Annotated in this window: 14 protein-coding genes; 4 read left to right on the forward strand and 10 right to left on the reverse strand. The window is 72.5% G+C overall.

What is annotated here, in order from left to right:
• Positions 1–61: 61 nt before the first annotated feature.
• Entirely contained in the window at positions 62–466 is a 405-nt protein-coding gene (locus AB0G79_RS11590; RefSeq protein ID WP_360803933.1) for a hypothetical protein, read from the reverse strand.
• A 216-nt stretch (positions 467–682) separates the two neighbouring features.
• Between AB0G79_RS11590 and AB0G79_RS11595 the strand changes: the two genes are divergently transcribed.
• Positions 683–1,654 carry a helix-turn-helix domain-containing protein gene (locus AB0G79_RS11595; protein ID WP_360803936.1) on the forward strand — a complete coding sequence of 324 codons (972 nt, stop codon included), beginning with the start codon at positions 683–685 and terminating at the stop codon, positions 1,652–1,654.
• A gap of 335 nt (positions 1,655–1,989) precedes the next feature.
• Here the strand turns inward: AB0G79_RS11595 and AB0G79_RS11600 are convergent, their stop codons facing one another.
• From AB0G79_RS11600 to AB0G79_RS11615, 4 genes are all read right to left on the reverse strand, one after another.
• The gene (locus AB0G79_RS11600) at positions 1,990–2,154 is read right to left on the reverse strand and encodes a hypothetical protein (RefSeq protein WP_360803939.1); all 165 of its coding nucleotides are present in this window, start codon (positions 2,152–2,154) and stop codon (positions 1,990–1,992) included.
• A gap of 689 nt (positions 2,155–2,843) precedes the next feature.
• Positions 2,844–5,714, reverse strand: coding sequence for a glycoside hydrolase family 3 C-terminal domain-containing protein (locus tag AB0G79_RS11605; protein ID WP_360803942.1), 2,871 nt, complete (start codon positions 5,712–5,714; stop codon positions 2,844–2,846).
• A gap of 79 nt (positions 5,715–5,793) precedes the next feature.
• The gene (locus AB0G79_RS11610) at positions 5,794–6,156 is read right to left on the reverse strand and encodes a hypothetical protein (RefSeq protein WP_360803945.1); all 363 of its coding nucleotides are present in this window, start codon (positions 6,154–6,156) and stop codon (positions 5,794–5,796) included.
• Positions 6,153–6,968 (reverse strand): phytanoyl-CoA dioxygenase family protein, encoded by an 816-nt coding sequence (locus AB0G79_RS11615; RefSeq protein WP_360803948.1) that lies wholly within the window; start codon positions 6,966–6,968, stop codon positions 6,153–6,155. The genes AB0G79_RS11610 and AB0G79_RS11615 overlap by 4 nt, the downstream gene beginning before the upstream one ends.
• A 95-nt stretch (positions 6,969–7,063) precedes the next feature.
• Between AB0G79_RS11615 and AB0G79_RS11620 the strand changes: the two genes are divergently transcribed.
• From AB0G79_RS11620 to AB0G79_RS11630, 3 genes are all read left to right on the forward strand, one after another.
• On the forward strand, positions 7,064–7,870 hold the full coding sequence (locus AB0G79_RS11620; protein WP_360803951.1) for an AraC family transcriptional regulator: 807 nt from the start codon (positions 7,064–7,066) through the stop codon (positions 7,868–7,870).
• Positions 7,871–8,181: 311 nt separating this feature from the next.
• Positions 8,182–9,696 (forward strand): glycoside hydrolase family 43 protein, encoded by a 1,515-nt coding sequence (locus tag AB0G79_RS11625; protein ID WP_360803954.1) that lies wholly within the window; start codon positions 8,182–8,184, stop codon positions 9,694–9,696.
• Between the two features lie 152 nt (positions 9,697–9,848).
• Positions 9,849–10,853, forward strand: a complete 1,005-nt coding sequence (locus tag AB0G79_RS11630; RefSeq protein ID WP_360803957.1) for a LacI family DNA-binding transcriptional regulator — start codon at positions 9,849–9,851, stop codon at positions 10,851–10,853.
• Between the two features lie 70 nt (positions 10,854–10,923).
• On the opposite strand, the gene AB0G79_RS11635 is transcribed toward AB0G79_RS11630, so the two are convergent.
• From AB0G79_RS11635 to AB0G79_RS11655, 5 genes are all read right to left on the reverse strand, one after another.
• Positions 10,924–12,891 (reverse strand): beta-galactosidase, encoded by a 1,968-nt coding sequence (locus tag AB0G79_RS11635; protein ID WP_360803960.1) that lies wholly within the window; start codon positions 12,889–12,891, stop codon positions 10,924–10,926.
• Positions 12,891–15,101, reverse strand: coding sequence for a 1,4-beta-glucanase (locus AB0G79_RS11640; protein ID WP_360803963.1), 2,211 nt, complete (start codon positions 15,099–15,101; stop codon positions 12,891–12,893). The genes AB0G79_RS11635 and AB0G79_RS11640 overlap by 1 nt, the downstream gene beginning before the upstream one ends.
• Before the next feature lie 99 nt (positions 15,102–15,200).
• The gene (locus AB0G79_RS11645; protein ID WP_360803966.1) at positions 15,201–16,127 is read right to left on the reverse strand and encodes a carbohydrate ABC transporter permease; all 927 of its coding nucleotides are present in this window, start codon (positions 16,125–16,127) and stop codon (positions 15,201–15,203) included.
• Complete coding sequence (locus tag AB0G79_RS11650) at positions 16,124–17,194, reverse strand: ABC transporter permease subunit (protein WP_360803969.1); 1,071 nt, start codon at positions 17,192–17,194, stop codon at positions 16,124–16,126. Before AB0G79_RS11650 ends, AB0G79_RS11645 begins: the two co-directional genes overlap by 4 nt.
• Positions 17,194–18,870, reverse strand: coding sequence for an extracellular solute-binding protein (locus tag AB0G79_RS11655; RefSeq protein ID WP_360803972.1), 1,677 nt, complete (start codon positions 18,868–18,870; stop codon positions 17,194–17,196). The genes AB0G79_RS11650 and AB0G79_RS11655 overlap by 1 nt, the downstream gene beginning before the upstream one ends.
• Positions 18,871–19,171 lie beyond the last annotated feature (301 nt).

The raw sequence follows: 19,171 nt of genomic DNA on the forward strand, positions 1-19,171 counted from the left end.
GAACGATCGTTCTCGTCGCGCTCCCCATCCTAGGAGAACTCCAGTTCTCCTGCCAAGGGGGTCAGGCCATGAGGAAGATCGCCACAGCACCCGACGCGTCGACCACGCCGCACCATTCCGACCAGGCACGGGGGACGACACGGCCGCCGCGGTGGTGCGCGAAGTCCCAGAGGGCGTGGCCGAACCAGCCGACCGCGACGACGTACAGCGCATTCCCGCCGTCCAGGAGGAGAGCCGTCGCGGCCCACGCGCCGAAGGCGACGAGACCGGCGGTCTGGACGGCGAGCGTCCGCCGTTCGCCGAGGTCGCCGCGTACGGCACCGAAGGCCAGATAGCACAGCGGCATGACCACGAGAAGGGCGGCGAGGAAGGAGGCGGGCGGAAGCCCGTCGGCGAAGGTCGCCAGGGCGAGGGCGAGCGCGAGCCAGGTCGGCCAGCGGTGTGCGAGGAACCGGATCGTCGTCATGCGCCCCACTGTCCGGCCCGGCTCCGCGCCGGCGGCCGGTTCGCCCGCAGGATGTCCGTCTTCCTGGGATGTCCGTCCTTCCGGGATGTCCGTCTTCCTGGGATGTCCGTCCTTCCGGGATGTGCGCCCTCTGGGACGCGCGTCCTCCGGAGGTGGACAACTCCCAGTGGCGGGCGGCCCCTTGGGGTCGACGTTCGCGCGGACTAGGGTCGGCACATGGGGGATCGCGCTGAACGGGTCGTCGCCGTCGTCGGTTTCGAGTCGGCCGAACTGCTCGACATCGCCTGCGTCACCACCGGCCTGGCCCTGGCCAACGCCCTCGGGGACCCCGCTGTGCCGTACCGCGTACGGCTCGTCGCTCCGGGCGGCGCTCCCGTCCGATGCGGTACGGGGCTCACGCTGGCCGGAGTCGAGTCCCTGGAGCGGACCAAGGGGCCGCTGGACACGCTCGTCGTCTCGGGCGGGCTGGGTGTCGAGCGGTTCGCCGCGGATCCCCGGCTGGTCGGCCACGTCCGGCGCCTCAGCCGGGAGAGCCGCCGGGTCGCGTCCGTCTGCACGGGCGCGGCCGTGCTGGCGGCGGCCGGCCTCCTGGACGGCCGACGGGCCACGACCCACTGGCGGTTCGCCCCGCTCCTGGCGGACGGCTACCCGGACGTACGGGTGGACGCGGCGCCCCTCTGGATCCGCGACGGCAACGTGTACACGTCGGCCGGCATCACCAGCGCCCTGGATCTGACCCTGGCCTTCATAGAAGAGGACCACGGGCCCGAGCAGGCCCGTCAGGTCGCCCGGCACCTCGTCGTCCACATGCAACGCCCGGGCGACCAGCGCCAGATGAGCGTGTTCACCACGGCGCCGCCACCACGCGAGGACACCGTGCGCATCCTGGCTTCCTACATCGCCGCGCACCCCGACGACGACCTGAGCACGCCCGCCCTCGCCGCCCGCGCCGGGATGACTGCCCGTCACCTCACGCGGCTCTTCACCAGGTGCCTCGGGGTGCCGCCCGGCCGGTACGTACGGGGCGTCCGCACGGAGACGGCCGCGCATCTGCTGCTGTCGAGCTCACTCCCCCTGGCGTCGGTGGCCGCCCGCTGCGGCTTCGGCACCGCGGAGGCCATGCGCAAGGCGTTCCTGGCCCGCTACGGAGTCCCACCGTCCCGGTACCGCGACGAGGCATCGACCTGAAGACCGCTGCGGGACAGGGCGGGTTCGTCGCGGAGCGTGATTCCCGCTTCCTCGGCGTCGGTCTGCCCGTACGCGTCGAGCAGCCGCTTCGTCCGTACGGCTCTGTCCACGGCGTACCCCTCTCCATGGCCGCCGAGGGGTGCGGCCCTCTGCTACGTGCCACCCGCGCGGCGTCGGTCGGCACGAGTGGGGTGTCGGTGGGCGGTGGACGGTGGTGCTCGACGGGGCAGCAGGGTCACGGTGTGGCCGTCCGCCGCGTCCGGAGACCGTCTCCGACCTGACGCTGACCGTCAAGGGGGACGCGGCCACGGTCGTTGTTCCGTGGACCGGGCCCGTCACCGGACCGCCGGCGTTGTGCGGCTGTTGCCGCTGTTGCCGCTGTTGCCGCTGTTGCCCAGCAGGATCTTGGCGCTGCGCGCCGAGTTGTCCTTCGTCGCAACCCCGTCGATGCCCCTGCCGGGCGTGCCGGATGTGCCGGATGTGCTGGGCGTGAGGTGCACGACGGAGCCGGCTGCGAGCCGTGGTACCGGTACAGGTGCCACTCCCCCAGGGGCAGGCACCCGCCCCCCGACCTGGTGAGCAGGCTCGCCGCGCAGTCGTGCGGGTCGGCGCCCCAGGCCCAGTCGGCGCGCATGCCGTCCGCCGCCGCGCGCTCCGGACGGGCGATGTACCGACCGCCGCGGCACGGGATTCTGCCTGGTGTCCGCGGCGTACTCGTTCACCTGCAACGGACGGCTCGTGGTCATCGACCGTGCCGCCAGTTCGGCCCTGCCGGCGTCGGCGTCGGCGACGGGGTCGCCCGGCGGGTCGTGCGGCGGGACGACGGCCCCGTGCCTCGGTGCACCGGTACTGGTCGCGGGTGGAGTTCCACCGGCGGTCGTACGTGCCGGCGGCCCAGCCGCCCGGGGCGTCCAGCTGGGCGCCGCCGGCGCGCATGAACCTCCACCTGATGTCCCGGTAGAAGTGCTCCGGCGGCTGCGCGCCGTCCTCGGACATCCCGTAGAGGGTGCCCGACGGCGGAGAAGTCGACGGTGACGGTGGTGTCCGTCGCCTGCCCCGGGTCGGCCGGCGTCGGAGCCGCGGTTCCCGGGGGCGTGGTGAGCGGTTCCATGCCGATGCTCCTGTGCTGGGCGGCGGACGAGGAGGAGCGGGGGCGGCGGCGGATCCTCCCCCGGTCGGGCGGCGGTGCTCAGTCGGTCTCGTCCGGGGTGCCTAGGCGGAAGCCGGAGAGGCGGAAGTCGCCGTGCAGGGTCAGCCGGAGGTCGTGGACGCCCTCCGGTGGGGAGGCCAGTTCGCCTGCGACGGTTCGCCACGCGTAGCGGTCACCGGTGACGGGGATTTCGAGCTCGGCCAGCACCCGGTCGCCCGCCCTGACGACGAGGCGTGCCTCGCCGGATCCGGCGTCCTCGCGGGCGGTCTCGGCCTCGATCCGGACGGCCCCGGAGAGGTCGACGTCACGGAAGTGGAGGGTGCCGGGACGCGCGGGGCCCGCAGGCGTGACCGCGTCACCGTCGGTCCTCGTGGCGTCGACGAGGCGGACGTCCTCGTAGTCGTCGAAGTCGACCGCCGGGGTGCGCCGCGCCACGACGGTCCGGCGCGCCGGGGCCCTCCCGGTCACCGTCAGTGGTGCGGTCAGGACCGGGTCACCGGCCGAGCGGGCGACGACGATCTCGTACGGGCCGGGATCGACGGTGAACGCGGACGCGGCGACGTCCCAGTGGGCGAGCCGGTCGACGGGCAGCCGGAAGGTCACCTCGCGGCTCTCCCCCGGCTCCAGGCGCACCTTGCGGAAGTCGGCCAGGCTCCGCGCGGGGGCCTCGTGCCGGGCGGCCAGCGCCCGGACGTAGAGCTGCACCACCTCGCTGCCGGCCCGGGCACCGCCGTTGGACAGGGTCACCGTGACGTCGACGGCGCCGTTGGGGCCGGTCGACCGCCGTGACAGCCGCAGGTCGCGGTAGGAGAGGTCGGCGTACGACAGGCCGTGGCCGAAGGGGTAGAGGGGCGCGGCCCGGTGGTACTGGTAGGTCCAGCCCGCCTTGACGATGTCGTAGTCGAGCGGGGCCGGCAGCGGATCGTCGCCCCGGTACCAGGTCTGCGGGAGGCGCCCGGCGGGGTCGGCCGCGCCGAGGAGCACGGCGGCCAGCGCGTGGCCCGTCTCCTGCCCGCCGTGGGCGGTCCACGCCACGGCGGGCAGGTGCTCGTCGGCCCAGTCGACGGCGTACGGGTAGCTGCTCATCACCACGAGCGCCGTCTCCGGGCGCACGGCCGCGACCGTGCGGAGCAGCTCCTCCTGCCCCGCGGGCAGGGCGGTGTCCGCGCGGTCCTCGGTCTCACGGCCGTTGACCATGGGATGGTTGCCGAGGACGACGACCGCCGCGTCGGCCGTGGCGGCGGCCGCGCGGGCCTCGGCGGCGCCGTCGCGCAGCAGCTCCCGCTCCCAGTGTTCGGCGGCGTCCGGGGCGTCGGCGGTGAAGGTGACGCGGCCGTCGGCCGGGTCCACGGCGGCGTAGCGGCCGGTGAACACGGAGCGCAGCAGCACCGCGTCCTCCCCGGCGGGTTCGAGGCGGAAGGTCTCGTGGACCTCCCAGTTCTTGAGTCCGGTCCGGTCGGCCGCCACGGTGGCGTCGTCCTTGAGGGTGAGGTAGTGGCCGGTCTCGGCGGCGCGGAGTGTCAGCATGCCGCCGCCCCAGTCGGTCACGTCGAAGGCGGTCTTGCCGAGGAGTTCGCCGCTGGTGGCGGAGCGCAGCGCGACGCAGTCGGAACCCTCGACCCGGACGACCTCGCCGCCGTGGGCGCCGAGTGCTGCGGCGAGGCCGTCGGCGACGGTCACCTGGTAGGGCAGGGTGCCGCTGTACCAGTCCTCGCACAGGGTGTCGGCGAGTGGGCCGATGACGGCGATCCGCGGAGTCCGCGCCGGGTCGAGCGGCAGCAGCCCGTCGTTCTTGAGCAGCACCACCGACTCGGCCGCCGCGTGCCGCGCCAGGGCGCGGTGGTCGGGGCAGTCGACCACCTCCGGGCCGATGCCGGCGTACGGATCGAGATCCGGGTCGAACTCTCCGAGCCGGAAACGGAGTTCGAGCTGTCGGCGCACCGCGCGGTCCACGTCGTCCTGGGCCACCAGGCCGCGTTCCAGCGCCTCGCGCAGCCGGCCGACCGGGGTGGCGCTGTCCTCGGCGTGGTCGGTGAAGCTGTCGATGCCGGCCTTGAGGGCGGCGGCGTGGGACTCGGCGTGGTCGTCGAAGTAGTGCTCCGGGTCGACCAGGTTGGAGGGGGCCTCGGCGTCGCTGACCACGAACAGCTCGTGGCCGGTGGGCCGGGCCCAGCGGCGCAGTTCGGTCTCGATCAGTGGACTGACGTGGCAGGGACGGCCGTTGACCAGGTTGTACGCGGCCATGGCGCCGGTGGCGGCGCCGGAGGCGACGACCGGCCGGAAGGCGGCCAGGTCGTACTCGTGGAGGACGCGCGGGCGCACTCCGGAGGAGGTGGTGCAGCGGTCGTCCTCGTTGTTGTAGGCGAGGAAGTGCTTGAGCACGGGAGCGGTCCGGAGGTAGGTCGGGTGGTCGCCGGCCAGGCCGCGGCAGTACGCCTCGCCGAGCCGGGCGGTGTGCACCGGGTCCTCGGAGTAGCCCTCCTCGTTGCGCCCCCAGCGCGGGTCGCGCAGCAGGTTCAGGACGGGCGCCCAGGCCTGCAGGCTGATGGGGGCGCGGTCGGGGGCGGTCGGCGGTGTGCGGTGGCGGTGGAAGGCCCGCAGCTCGACCGAGACGGCCTCGGCGACCCTGCGCACGAGGTCCTCGTCCCAGGTGGCGCCGAGGCCGACGGCCTGCGGGAAGACCGTCGCCTCCCCCAGCCAGGAGACGCCGTGCAGGGCCTCGCTGCCCGTGCGGAAGGCCGCGACGCCGAGCCGCGGGACGGCCGGCACGTACTGGTGGAGCATCGCGATCCGCTCGTCGACCGTGAGCCGTGACAGCAGGTCGTCGACGCGCTTCTGCAGCGGCAGCGCGGGATCACGGAAATCAAATGCCTCGGATGCCTCGGATGCGGACGCGGGCGCGGAACTCACGTGGAAACCCCTCGGGCGAGCTGGTTACGGTAGCCGTTCGTCGAAGCGCTTCGACGGTCGCATTCGCCTGTGTGACCTGTCAATGAAGCCTGCGAAGAAAGTGGTCGACGATCCGCTCGAAGAAGAACTCGTGCTTGAGGAACGAGACGTCGTACTCGTGGCCCGGGTACGGCGGGATCAACTGGGCCGCCTGGAACAGCCGCCAGCCGTCCCGCAGCGCGGCCACTCCCGTCTCGTACGGCGGCTCGTCGCCGTCGCCCGTGGTCGGCGAGGTGCGGCCGGTGCCGTCGTAACGCGACCAGCCGACGACGGCGGAGTCCAGCGCCGAAGTCGACAGGTACAGCACGAGCACCTGCTGGCGCGGAACCGTGGCCTCGGCAGCCTCGCCGGCTTCGGCGGCCAGGGCGGCACGGGTGGTGTCGCCGTCTCCTTCGCTCGTCATGCCACGGTCCCCTTCGGACGGTTGGAGACCCTGGTCACCCAGTGGTCGAGGTCGAAGCCGGCGTCGCCGGTGAGCTCCCGCCACAGGAGGATGCGGTTGTACCGCTCCAGGCGGCCGGTCGCGCCCTCGTACCACGGGAACATCACGTTCAACTCCTCCGCCACCCGCGGGTCGCGGAGGTCCGAGGTGTCCCACAGACGCCGTTGACGCACCCGGGGATTGAAGCGGATCTTGAACATGTGGCGGGGGGTGTCGCTGTCGTTGCGCCGGCCCCCGTGCCAGATGCCGTGGTGCAGAAGCACCACCGTGCCTGCCGGGCAGACCAACCGGTCCTGACCGCGCAGGTTCTGGTAGCGGCCCGTGTCCGACTCGTTGGTCCGCCGCAGATGGCTGCCCGGCACGGTGAGCGTTCCGCCCATCTCCGACGTGACGGCCTGCGGGTAGTACATCACCTGGACGTCGAAGGCGTCCGGCCTGACGTCGATGACGGCGTCCCCGTGCAGCGGCTGCGCCTCGCCCCCGTGCGGTTCGCGGGTGTGCACGAAGTGGTGGTCCACCCAGGGATCCGGACCGACCAGGCTGGTCAGGGCCCCCGCGACCCGGGGAAGTTCCAGCAGTCGGCGCACGAAGGAGCCCGTCGCGTACGCGTCGGACAGCGGTGTCCCGTACGGCACGGGCGGCACGCCGTCGGCCAGAACCGCCAGGCCCTCGGTGTTCATGTCCGCCGGAACCACCGCGTCCAGTCGCAGTGACCCGCGCGCCACGAAACGCGCCATCTGCACGGAGTTCAACCGTTCTCGTCCGTTCTCCATGGCCGCCACGCTAGGACCGGCCGCCGCGCGTCGCGTGGGCCGCGCTCACCCTCCACTGGTCGGTTTTCACCGTGGCGCCGGCCGTGGTAGAACTCGTGGCCGTGCAGACGGTCCTCGCCCATCTCGACGAGCCCCCCGTTCTCGCCGCCCTCGGGGTCGGCGTCCACGGCCCGGCCGGCCAGGTGGACGTGTTCATGCTTCCGGACATGTGGCAGCTCCACCTCTACGACTACGAAGCGGACTTGACGGTCGACGGCACCGCGCACGCGATCCGCCCCGGACGCGTCAGCCTCGTACCGCCCGGAGCCGAGGTGCGCTACCGGTACCGGGGACGCTCCGAGCACCTCTACGCCCACCTCCGGCTGGGCTCGGCGGGAACGCCCCACAGCGTTCCGGTGATCCAGCGCGCGGGGCCCGAACTCGACACCCTGAAAGCACAGTTGCGGCAGGCTCTGGCCGCCTGGCCGAGCACCCCCGCCCGCGCCACCGCCGAGGTGTGGGCCGCCCTGTGGCGGATCGCCCTGCTCCCCCCGCCGCGGGAGCAGAGCGCCCGGGCCGTCCATCCGGCGGTGGCGACCGCGACGGCCCTGATCGAGGCGCGGCTCTCGGAGTCCCTGACGGTGCCGGAGATCGCGAGGGCGGCCGGCGTCTCCCACAACCACCTGACCAGGCTCTTCCGCGCCGCCACCGGGGACACCGTCGTCGGGTACATCCGGGCCCGCCGAATGGAACGCGCACACCACTTCCTGCGGGCCACCACGCTCTCCGTCGCCGCCGTGGCCGCGTCGGTGGGCATCCCCGACCTGCAGGCCTTCAACAAGGCGTGCCGACGCGAGCTCGGGGCGTCGCCCCGTGGGATCCGTACCGCCGGACCCGCCGCACGCGGGAGCGCGACCCCCTAGCGGCATGCGGTCACCCTTGACGGGTACTTGGCGCCTGTCTACTCTCCTGCGACGGAACCGCACGGACTCCGACAGCCGGAAGTCCGAGGCCGCCCGGGACGACGGCGGCAGGCACGGCGACTCGCCCGCTCCGCGGAGCGCCGGTTCCCCTTCACCGCTCCCCGCACACGGTTCCGCCGCACGCCGGACGGCCGCCGACGTCGGCGCGAAGACGCCCGGCCCCGCGCACGGAGCAACCACTCACGGACCCGGCGCTCCCCGAAGCGCCGTCGCGCCACGTCCTGATCACGCATCGACGAGAGGACCCTCGGGTGTCAGCACCGCACCGGCCGGACCCGCGCCCGGCCAACCCCGTGATCCCCGGCTTCCACCCCGACCCCAGCGTCTGCCGCGTCGGCGACGACTACTACCTGGCCTGCTCCAGCTTCGAGTACTTCCCCGGCGTCCCCCTGTTCCACAGCCGCGACCTGGTGCACTGGACGCAGATCGGCAACGCCCTGGACCGGCCCGAGCAGCTGCGCCTGCCCGCCTCCGTGCCGGCCTCCGGCGGGATCTACGCCCCCACCCTGCGCCACCACGACGGCCGCTTCTGGTTGATCGTCACCAACTGCGCCGAGGGCGGCGGCAACCTGGTCGTCACGGCCACCGACCCCGCCGGACCCTGGTCGGACCCCGTCCACGCACCGGGCGTCCCCGGCATCGACCCCGACCTCGCGTGGGAGGAGGACGGCACCTGCTGGTGCACCGTCGCCGGGGTCTCGCAGGTGCGCATCGACCCGTCCACCGGACACACGTACGGCACACCGCGGCGCCTCTGGTCCGGCGGGCCCGGCGCCAAGGCCCCGGAGGCGCCGCACCTGTACCGGATCGGGGACTACTGGTACCTCCTCATCGCCGAGGGCGGCACCGAGCGCGGCCACGGCGTCTCGATCGCCCGCGGCCCCACGCCCGCCGGCCCGTTCGAGCCGTGCCCGGCCAACCCGGTGCTCACCCACCGCGGCACCGACCACCCCGTCCAGAACACCGGCCATGCCGACCTGGTCCAGGGGCCCGACGGCTCCTGGTGGATGGTGCTGCTCGGCGTCCGCCCCGGCGGCGGCACGCCGGGCTGGCACGTGCTCGGCCGGGAGACCTTCCTGGCCCCCGTGGCCTGGGAGGACGGCTGGCCGGTCGTCGGCGAGGTCGCCCTTGACCTCCCCGCGCTCCCGTGGCCGCTCTCCCCCGGGCCCGCCGAGGAACGGCGGGACGACTTCGACCTCCCCGAGCTGCGCCCGTCCTGGATCTCCCTGCGCGACCGGCCGGCCGAGCTCTGCACGACGAAGGAGCGCCCCGGCCTGCTGACCCTGCGCGCGCGGGGACGCTCCCTGGACGAGCCGGACGTGGTCTTCACCGGCCGGCGTCAGCAGCACCTCGCGTGCCGGGCGCGCACGCTGGTCGACCCGGCGGAGGGGAGCGGCGGACTCGCCGTCCGGCTCGACGAGCGGCACCACTACGCCGTCGAGGTGTCCGGCGGCGAGGTGCGGGCCGTCGCCCGCGTCGGCTCCCTGCGCACGGTCGTGGCGACGCGGGCCGTGCCCGCCGGTCCGGTGGTCCTCGCCGTCAGGATCACCCGCGACCCGGCACCGTACGGACCCTGCACGGGCCCCGACGTCGTGACGCTCGGCTTCGAGGGGCCCGACGGCGTGTTCACCGAGCTCGCGACCCTCGACGGGCGCTACCTCTCGACGGAGGTGGCCGGCGGATTCACCGGCCGGGTCATCGGCATGTACGTCACCGAGGGCACCGTCCGCTTCGACTGGTTCGACTACGAGCCCCTCGACGACTGAACGAGGCCTCGCCGCACTGTCGAAGCGCTTCGACAACAGGATGGACAACACTCCGGGCCGGAGCTAGGGTCGGCGTGCGCGTGAGACGGGGGAAGAGCCTCACACGCACGCCCCACACATGATCGAAGCGCTTCACGAGCCGGGAGAGCTGGATGGTAACCCTCGCCGAGGTCGCCCGGCACGCCGGAGTGTCGGCGAGCACGGTGAGCTACGTCCTCAGCGGCAAGCGCCCCATCTCCGCGGCCACCCGGCTGCAGGTCGAGCAGAGCATCCGCGAGCTGGGATACCACCCCAACGCGGGTGCGCGGGCCCTCGCCAGCAACAGGTCGAACATCATCGCGCTGATGGTTCCGCTGCGCACCGACATGTACGTACCGGTGATGATGGAGATCGCCATCGCGGTCGCCACGACCGCCCGGACGCACGGCTACGACGTACTGCTCCTGACCGGCGAGGAGGGACCCGAGGCGGTCCGCCGCGTCACCGGCAGCGGGCTGGCCGACGCGATGATCCTCATGGACGTCGAACTCGACGACGAGCGGCTTCCGTTGCTGCGCGGCACCGACCAGCCGTCCGTGCTGATCGGCCTGCCCGCCGACAGCTCGGGGCTGACCTGCGTCGACCTCGACTTCCGGGCGACCGGCGCCCTGTGCGTCGACCATCTGGCGGCGCTCGGACACCGCGACCTCGCCGTCATCGGCGAGGCCCCCGCCGTCTACGAACGGCACACCGGCTTCGCCGAGCGCACCCTGTCCGGAATCCGTTCCCGCGCGCGGGAGTTGGATCTCAGGGTGCTGCACCGCCCGTGCGAGGGAGGCTACGACGCCATCGCCGCCGTCCTCACCCGCATCCTCGACGAGCGCCCGGGCACCTCGGGGTTCGTCGTGCAGAACGAGCACGCCGTCGAGCCGCTGCTCGCCCTGCTGCGCCGGCAGGGCCGTGCCGTCCCCGAGGACGTCTCGGTGGTCGCGATCTGCCCGGAACAGGTGGCCGTCCAGGCCTCGGTGCGGCTGACGTCGGTCTCCATCCCGGCCCAGGAGCTGGGACGGCTGGCGGTGGAGCGGCTGGTCGCCAAGATCGACGGCCGCGTCACCAAGGAGGTCTCGCTGATCGCACCCGAGTTGACGGTGCGGTCCAGCTCCGGTTCCGCGCCCTGACGCGTGGACGGGTGAAGCCGTACGAGGGGGCGCCGCGACCGTCACGGTCGCGGCGCCCCCTCGCCCGCGGTCACGGCCGGAGCACCGCCACGCCGTAGCGCCCGAGGGTGACCCGGTCGGTGACGGACGTCCCCGTGAGGAGGTCGCGGTGCGTGCCGGGCACCTCGACGGTCACCGGTTCGCGGCCGTGGTTGAGCACGAACAGCGCCTCGCCCCGGCGGACGGCCTCGACCTGCTCGGGGAGGCCGTCGAGCACCGGCCGGACGCCCGCGGCGGCGGCGACGCGGGACAAGAGGTCGCGCAGCGCCTCCGGCTCCGGGAGCGTGGAGACGTACCAGGCACGGCCCTTGCGGAGCACGGCGGGCAGCCCGTCGAGCTCGCCGCCCTTGTACGGCAGGCTCTCGTCGGCGGATCCGTCGGCCTCCAGCTCCTCCGACCACAGCGACGCCGTGAAGCCCTCGCAGGTGACGGTCTCCCCCTCGTCCAGCGGCCACCACTCGTGCAGGGTCCGGATGCCGAACAGCTCGCGCAGCCGGGGGTCCATGCCGCCTGCGCGGACCCTGTCGTCCTCGTCGGCGACGCCCGTCTGGAAGCCGCAGACGAGGGTGCCGCCCCTGCGGACGTGGGCGAGGAGTCCGTCGATCGCCGCGTCCGTGAGGGCGTAGAGCTGCGGCACGACGACCACGGGCCACGGCGTCAGGTCGTGCTCGGGATGGGCGAAGTCGGTGGTGAGGTGCGCCTGCCAGAGGGCGCGGTGCCAGGCGTGCAGGACCTCCGGGTACTCCACCCGGCCGGACGGGCGGCCGTCCTGCTCCCCGGCCCACCACGCGTCCCAGTCGTGCAGGACGGCGACGTCGGCGGTGACGGTCCGGCCCGCTGTCTCGGCGGCGATCCGCTCCAGGTCCGCCCCGATCCGCTTGACCTCCTGGTAGGTCCGGCCCTCCTCGCCGGCGTGGCTGACCATGCCGGAGTGGAACTTCTCGGCTCCCTGCCGGGACTGCCGCCACTGGAAGTAGCAGACGGCGTCGGCGCCCCGGGCGACGGCCTGGAGGGACCAGAGCCGGTTGAGGCCCCGGGGTTTGGGGTGGTTCACGCCCCGCCAGTTCACGGGCCCGGCGGCCTGCTCCATGAGCATCCACGGCCCGCGGGCCTGGGAGCGGGTCAGGTCCTGGACGAGGGCGCCGCTCTGGGCGCCCAGCGGGTCGCGCGGATCCGGGTAGATGTCGACGGAGACCACGTCCTCCTCCTCGGCCCACCGCCAGCCGTCCTGGCCCACCCACAACGGCATGAAGTTGCTGGTGACCGGGGTGTCCGGGGTGTGGCGGCGGACGATGTCGCGTTCGGCGACGAAGCACTCCAGGAGCATGTCGGAGGTGAAGCGCCAGAAGTCCAGGACGTGGGTGGGGTTGCGCATGTAGTGGGGCAAGCGGGGCGGGAGGATGCCGTCCCACGTGTCGTAGCCCTGGCTCCAGAAGGCGGTTCCCCAGGACCTGTTGAGGGCGTCGAGGCTGCCGTACTTCCGGCGCAGCCAGCGGCGGAAGGCCGCCGCGGCCTCGTCGCCGTGGTCGACGGTGCAGTACTCGTTGTTGATGTGCCACATCGTCAGCGCCGGGTGGCCGCCGTAGCGGGCGGCGAGGTCCTCGGTGATGGCGGCGGCGTAGCGCCGGTAGGTGGCGCTGGAGTGGGAGAAGTGCTGGCGGCCGCCCCACCACTCGGTGCGGCCGTCCTCGGTGACGGGCAGGGTGTCGGGGTGCAGGCGGCCCATCCAGGGCGGGGGCGAGGAGGTCGGGGTGGCGAGGACGACGCCGATGCCGTGGTCACCCATCAGGTCCATCACGGTGTCCAGCCAGCCGAACTCCCGCGCACCCGGCTCAGGTTCGAGTGTCGACCAGGAGAAGACGCCCACGGTGACCGAGTTGACCCCGGCGGCCTTCATCAGGCGGACGTCCTCGTGCCAGGTCTCCTCGGGCCACTGCTCCGGGTTGTAGTCGCCGCCGAAGAGGAGGCGGCCGCGGGTCGCGTCGTTCAGGCGGGGCATCAGGCGGGGTCTCCGTACTGCACGCCGCGCCCGTTGGTGCCGAGGTAGACCCGGCCGTGGACACGCGGGTCACCGGTGACGACCCGGCCGGTCCAGCCCCACTGGTGCCGGTCGTCGTTGATCCGCACCCAGCTCCGCGCCTCGTCGTCGGAGCGGTGGACGGCGTTGAAGCCCTCGGTCGCGCCGACAAGGTAGATCGCCGGGTACGCGGCGCCGGGGGCGGCCTTGCCGAAGCCCAGGGTGTGCGAGGACTGGCAGGTGCCGACCGCGGTGAAGGTGGCGCCGCCGTCGGTGGAGCGGTGCAGACCGGCCTCCTTCGCGCTGAGCCACAGGTCACCGGAGCGGCCGGGTGCCGCGGTCAGCTGGTACTGCGAGTCGCCGGAGGGGAGGCCGGTGGCCGTGACGGTGAAGGTCAGGCCGCCGTCGGTGCTGGCGTGGACCGTGCCGGCGGCCGTGTCGTACGCGTAGAGGCGCGCCGGGTCGACGGGGTCCGCGACCAGGACGGCGCCCGGCGGAACGGAGGCGGCCTCGGACCAGGTGGCGCCGTCGTCCGTGGAGCGGTACGCCGGGTTGGCGGAGCCGAGGGACCACAGGAGCACGCCGCCGTCGGCGTTGGTGACGATCGGGCCCGGCGCGTTCCTGGCGGCGGCCGGCTGCGACGCGAAGGGCGACCAGGTCTGACCGCCGTCGTGCGACGAGGCGCCGTTGGCGCCCCCGCTCCAGCCGGTGCGCACGACGTACGAGGGTCGGGCCGCGGCCTGGGCGAGCCCCGTGGTCGATCCGAACACGGGGTTCGACGCCATGCCGCGCGAGGGGGAGGCCGTGAGCGACTCGTGGTACATCACGCCGATGTCGCCGTTGCCGCTGATCAGATGTGCCTCGCCGGCCGGTGGCGAGACCAGGTAGAGGACGGCGGTCTCCTCCAGGCCGCGGATCTGCGGCGCCCAGTGCGTGAGGTCGCGCGTGCCGTACAGGGTCGCGCCGGTGCCGTAGACGACGTGCCGGGAGTCGAAGGGGTCGAGGCCGAGGGCCTGGATCCACCAGCCGAACTTGGGCTTCTCGTCACCCCACTTGAGGTAGGGGGTCTCGGAGACGTCGAGCACGGCGGTGTCCTTCAGGGACGTCCAGGTGCGGCCGCCGTCGGTGGAGCGGAAGACGGTGTCGATCGCGGACCAGCGGTTGTTGGTGGAGACGACGAGCGTCCCGGGCCGACGGGCGTCGACGGCCACGCCGCCGTACCCGAAGGCGTCGGTCCCCCCGTCGCCGGTCGTCCCGCCGGGCTTCACGGGGGTGACCTCGGTCCACTTGCCGGTGTCCGTGCGCACCTTGTGCACGCTGCCGTCGGACTGGCCGTTGGGGCCGGGCGCGTTGGCGTACGTCACGTACAGCTCCCGGGTGAGGCGGTCGTACGCGGCACGGACCGGCACCTTCGCGGCGGTGCCGGCCGGCTGTCCCGGTACCGGCTCCCAGGTCCTTCCGTCCGACGTGCGGTACAGGTTGGGGTGGTCGGCGGTGCCGTCGGAGTCGCCCCAGCCGGCGTAGACGGTTCGGCCCGCGGCGACCAGGAGGGTGATGCCCTGGCCGGTGGGGCCCGGGGCGGCGGGGAACTCCGCGGGCTGCCAGGTGGCTCCCCGGTCGGTCGACCTGAGCAGCCCGTCGTGGCGCGTGCCGAGCCACAGCGTGTCGCTGTTCCGGGGGTCGACGAGAAGTCGTTCGCCGCATCCGCGCCCGTCCTCGTTGGCCCCGAGCTTCACGGCGAGGTCGGTCCGCTCCCAGGTGGCGCCGCGGTCCTCGGACCGCAGCACGGCCCCGTTGCCCGCCCAGGGCTGCGTGTACGTGCCGAGGGCCAGGTAGAGCCGGTTCGGGTGGGCCGGGTCGACGGCCATGGCCTCCACCCCGAGGAGGTTCCAGTCGTTCCAGCCGAGGTGGTCGGTGAGCGGGATCCAGCGGTCGGTACGGTCGTCCCAGCGGTAGGCGCCGCCGATGTCGGTCCTGGCGTAGGCGAGCCCTCGTACCGACGGGTGGAACAGCACGCCGCTGACGAAGCCCGTGCCGCCCATGACGGCGGTGCGCCACCGGTAGCCGGTGGCGTCGGCGGCCGAGGGGGCGGCGTTCCGCGCCTGCGCCGGAACGGCGGGCAGGGAGACGGCCGCCGCGGCGGCGGCGGAGCCCGCGAGAACGGAGCGCCTGCTGAGGTGGAACCTGCTCATGACATACCTCTGTCCTGACGAAAGGGGGAGAGCGAGCGGGGACCGGGGCGGCGGGGCCGTGTCCGTGCACGGCCCCGCCGCGTGGGAGCGGCCAGGGCCTCAGCCCTTGACGGCGCCGGTGAGCATGCCCTTCTTGAAGTGCCGCTGGACGAACGGGGAGGCGACCGCGACCGGGATCAGCGCGAGGACCATGACGGCCATCTGGAGCCCCAGCGAGGAGAGTTGGCCGGTGCGCACGGCCTGCTGGAGGCCGCTGGGGGCCTCGGTGTTCTTCTGGACCAGCTGGATGAGCACGTTCTGGAGCGGCATCATCTCCTGGTCGCTGAGGTAGATGGACGCGTTGAACCACGCGCTCCAGTAGCCGACCGCGTAGAACAGCGAGATGACGGCCAGCACCGCGCGCGACAGCGGCATGATGACGGTCAGCAGGATGCGCACCTCACCGGCACCGTCGATGCGGGCCGACTCGGTGAGTTCGGGCGAGATGCCCATGAAGAAGGCCCGCAGGACGAGGATGTTGAAGACGCTGACGGCACTCGGCAGGATCAGTGACAGGTAGGTGTCGGTGAGGCCCAGCGACTGCACCAGGAGGTACGTCGGGATGAGGCCGGCCCCGAAGAACATGGTCGCCATGATGGTCATGAGGAAGAACCGGTGGCCCAGGCTCCCCGGTCGCGACAGGCCGTACGCCGCCAGCACCGACACCGTCATCGAGAACAGCGTGCCGAAGAGCGTGACGCCCACCGAGACCATGATCGCCCGGCTCACCTGCCCGCCGCTCAGCAGTTCCGTGTAGTTGACGAAGGTGATCCCCTGCGGGATCACGACGAGCCCGCCGGCCTGGTCGATCACGGCCTTCGGGGAGAGGCTGGTGACGATCACGATCCAGAGGGGACCGAGCACCCCCAGACAGCAGAGTGTGAGGAAGCCGCCCTTGGCGGTGAGTCCCGCCCTGCTCGGCGGCTCCTCCCACACGGGGCGGGCGGGGGCCTTGAGGCTGCGGACGAGCCGTGTGTCGAGGCTCATTTCCTGTACACCCCCTGTTCGCCGAGCAGGTGCGCGAACTTGTTCGCGCCCAGGACGAGACAGACTCCGATGAGCCCCTTGGCGAGGCCGACCGCGGCCGCGTAGCTGAAGTCGCCGTTCTGGATGCCCATGTTCCACACGTAGGTGTCGAGGACCTCGCTGGCCCCGGCCCCGACCGCGTACCGCTGGAGCAGGAACTGCTCGAATCCGACGCTCAGCGCGTCCCCCACCCTGAGGACGAGGAGCAGGGCTATCACCGGGCGCAGCGCGGGCAGCGTGACGTGCCACATGCGTCGCAGGCGCCCCGCGCCGTCCATGGCGGCGGCCTCGTACAGGTCGGTGCTGACGGCGGACAGCGCCGCGAGGAAGACGATGATCCCCCAGCCGGCGTCCTTCCACACGGCCTGCGCGGTGACCAGGTACTTGAAGAGGTCCGCGTCGGTCATCAGGTCGAAGCCGGTCCAGCCGTGGTCCTCCAGGGTCTGGGCGATGATGCCCGCGCCCCCGAGGATCTGCTGGAAGACGGTGACCACGAGGACCCACGAGAAGAAGTGCGGCAGGTACATGATCGCCTGCGCCACGGCCCGCACGCGCGGCCGGACCACGCTGTTGATGACCAGCGCGAGCGCGATGGGGACGGGGAAGAACAGCACCAGCTGGAGCACGAACAGGACGACGGTGTTCTTCGTGGCGCTCCAGAACAGCGGGTCGTCGAGCATCCGCGCGAACTGTTCCGCGCCCACCCACGGGCTGTGGAACATCGCCGTGATGCCGGTGCTGGAGACGTACGGGTCGTAGTCCTGGAAGGCGACGACGTTGCCGAGCAGCGGGACGTAGTTGAAGAGCAGGAGCAGGGCGATGACGGGTGACGTCATCAGGATGAGCGCGCGGTCCCGGCGCCACCGGACCCGGAAGGGGACCTTGCCCGCCCTTGCCGTACGCGCCGCCTTTCCCGTACGCGTCGCCTGTCCCGTACGCGTGGCCCTTCCCGCACGCGTCGCCCCGGCCGCGCCTGCGGCCGCGGGGGGTCGCGTCCCTTCGGGCCTGCTCCCGGCCGTGAGGGACATCAGTTGCCGCTGCCGTTCTTGTCGAGGAGCTCCTTGTACCAGTCGCGCAGCTTGTCGCCGCCGGAGGACTTCCAGGTGGAGATGGCCTGCTGGATGTCGGAGAGCTTCTTGTTGCCGCGGACGAAGTCGATCTCCAGCTGCTCGAACTGGCTGGAGAGGGTGGCGAACCGGGTCGGCTCGACGATGTTCATGCCGTAGGTGGACGTCTTCTTGACGAAGGCGCCCTGCCGCTGCTGCCACTCGACCTGCATGCGGGCGATGTCGGGGAGGTCGGGATGGGCGAGGTAGGGCGCGGGGGCCGCGAGGAGCACCCAGGCGTTGTTCACCTCCTGGATGCCCCGGTCGTTCTTGATCGGGGCGCCGTTCTCCACGGTGTAGTGGGTGCCCTCGACGCCGTAGTCGACGAACATCCGCTCCTTGGTGCCGTACGGCGCCGCCGCGAAGTTGGCGGCTGCCAGCGCGTTCTCGACCGTCTCCTTCGAGGCGTCCTTGCTGATCATCGACCAGATGCCGGCGGGCTGGCCGGCGTACAGGGTCGGGCTGCCGCCGTCGGCGCCGAAGTAGTCCATGCCGGAGGTCCGGAAGTCCGGGTGGGACTTGGCCTGTTCGGCCGTCTGGCCGTACCAGGAGGACATGTCGTTGTTGTAGACGAGGATCTGGCCGGCGGTGAACCGCTGTCTCGCGTCGCCCGTGTTCGCCCTGTCGTCGGGGTGGACGACGCCGGCGGCGAACAACTTGCGCACCCACTCCAGGTGTTCGAGGTACTCGGGGTGCTCGATGCGGTACGTCAGCCTGCCGTCGCTCCCGATGTTCCAGCCGAGCGACCCGGCCGGGCGGACGCCGAAGATGCCCGCCGCCGACCACCTCATGTCGCCGCAGGCCCACACCTTGGCCTTGGCGCTGGTGGCCTCCTTGGCCCAGCCGAGGAACTCCTCGGCCGACGTGGGGACGGTGTAGCCCTTCTTGTCGAAGACGTCCTTGCGGTAGAAGGGCACGATGTTGGGGACGGCGGCGGCGGGCATCGGAATCCCGCGCAGCGCGCCGCCGAAGATGCTCATGCGCCAGGAGTCGGACGGGATCGCGGCGAGGTTGGGGTACTTCTTGACCTTGTCCCCCGCCAGGTACGGGCCGAGGTCCATGAACTTCGCGGTGACGGCGCTCGAGATCTTGCCGACCAGTTCCCAGCTCGGCACGACCACCATGTCGGGTACGGAACTGGAGGCGAGTACGGCGCCGAGCTTCTCGCCGTAGGTGTTGCCGTCCTGGTTCTGCCAGGTGATCCGGGTTCCCGCGGCGGCGTCGAGCGCGGTGTAGTAGGCGCACCCGGGCTTCGGCGGGGTGCCCCAGAGCGGCGCCATGACCTCCAGGGGAGCGCCGGTGCCGAGCTTCGTCGGGACCGAGGAGGCGAGGGCCGGGAGGTCGACCTTGCCGGTGTAGCCCGCCGCCGATCCGTTCTTCGACGGGATGTCCGGCTGGGCGACCGTGCTGGCGACGTACGCCGGAAGCATCTTGTCCGCGGCCTTGCCAGACGTGGCCCCGTCCCGCTTCCCGCCGCTGCCCGAGTCGCTGCAGGCGGTGAGGAGCGGCATCCCCCCGGCCACCGCTGCGGTGGCGACCGCCGTGGAGGCGAGGAAACTTCTCCGGCTCAGTCCGGAGGAGGCGGCGTTCGGCGTCATTGCGTCAACCCTTCGTGGCGCACCTGGACACCCGGCGGTGGGCCGTCGGCTGCGGTGTCGTGACTGGAACTGGCTGAGCTGGAAGCGGAGGTCCGACCACTGCGGCGTGACGCGCAGTCGAAGCGCTTCGATGTTGCAGCGAGGTTAAGTGAACGTCTAGGGGCGCACAAGGGTGGCTGCAGGAATCCACAGCATCGAAGCGCTTCACACGCCCTCGGTGAATCGGTACGGCCGGCCCCTTCTCTGTTGCCGCCGACGGCCGGAAGGTTGCCGACGGTGGGGGAAGTTCGGCGCGGGCCCT

This window comes from Streptomyces sp. NPDC020807 (assembly GCF_040641575.1).
Classification (GTDB): domain Bacteria; phylum Actinomycetota; class Actinomycetes; order Streptomycetales; family Streptomycetaceae; genus Streptomyces.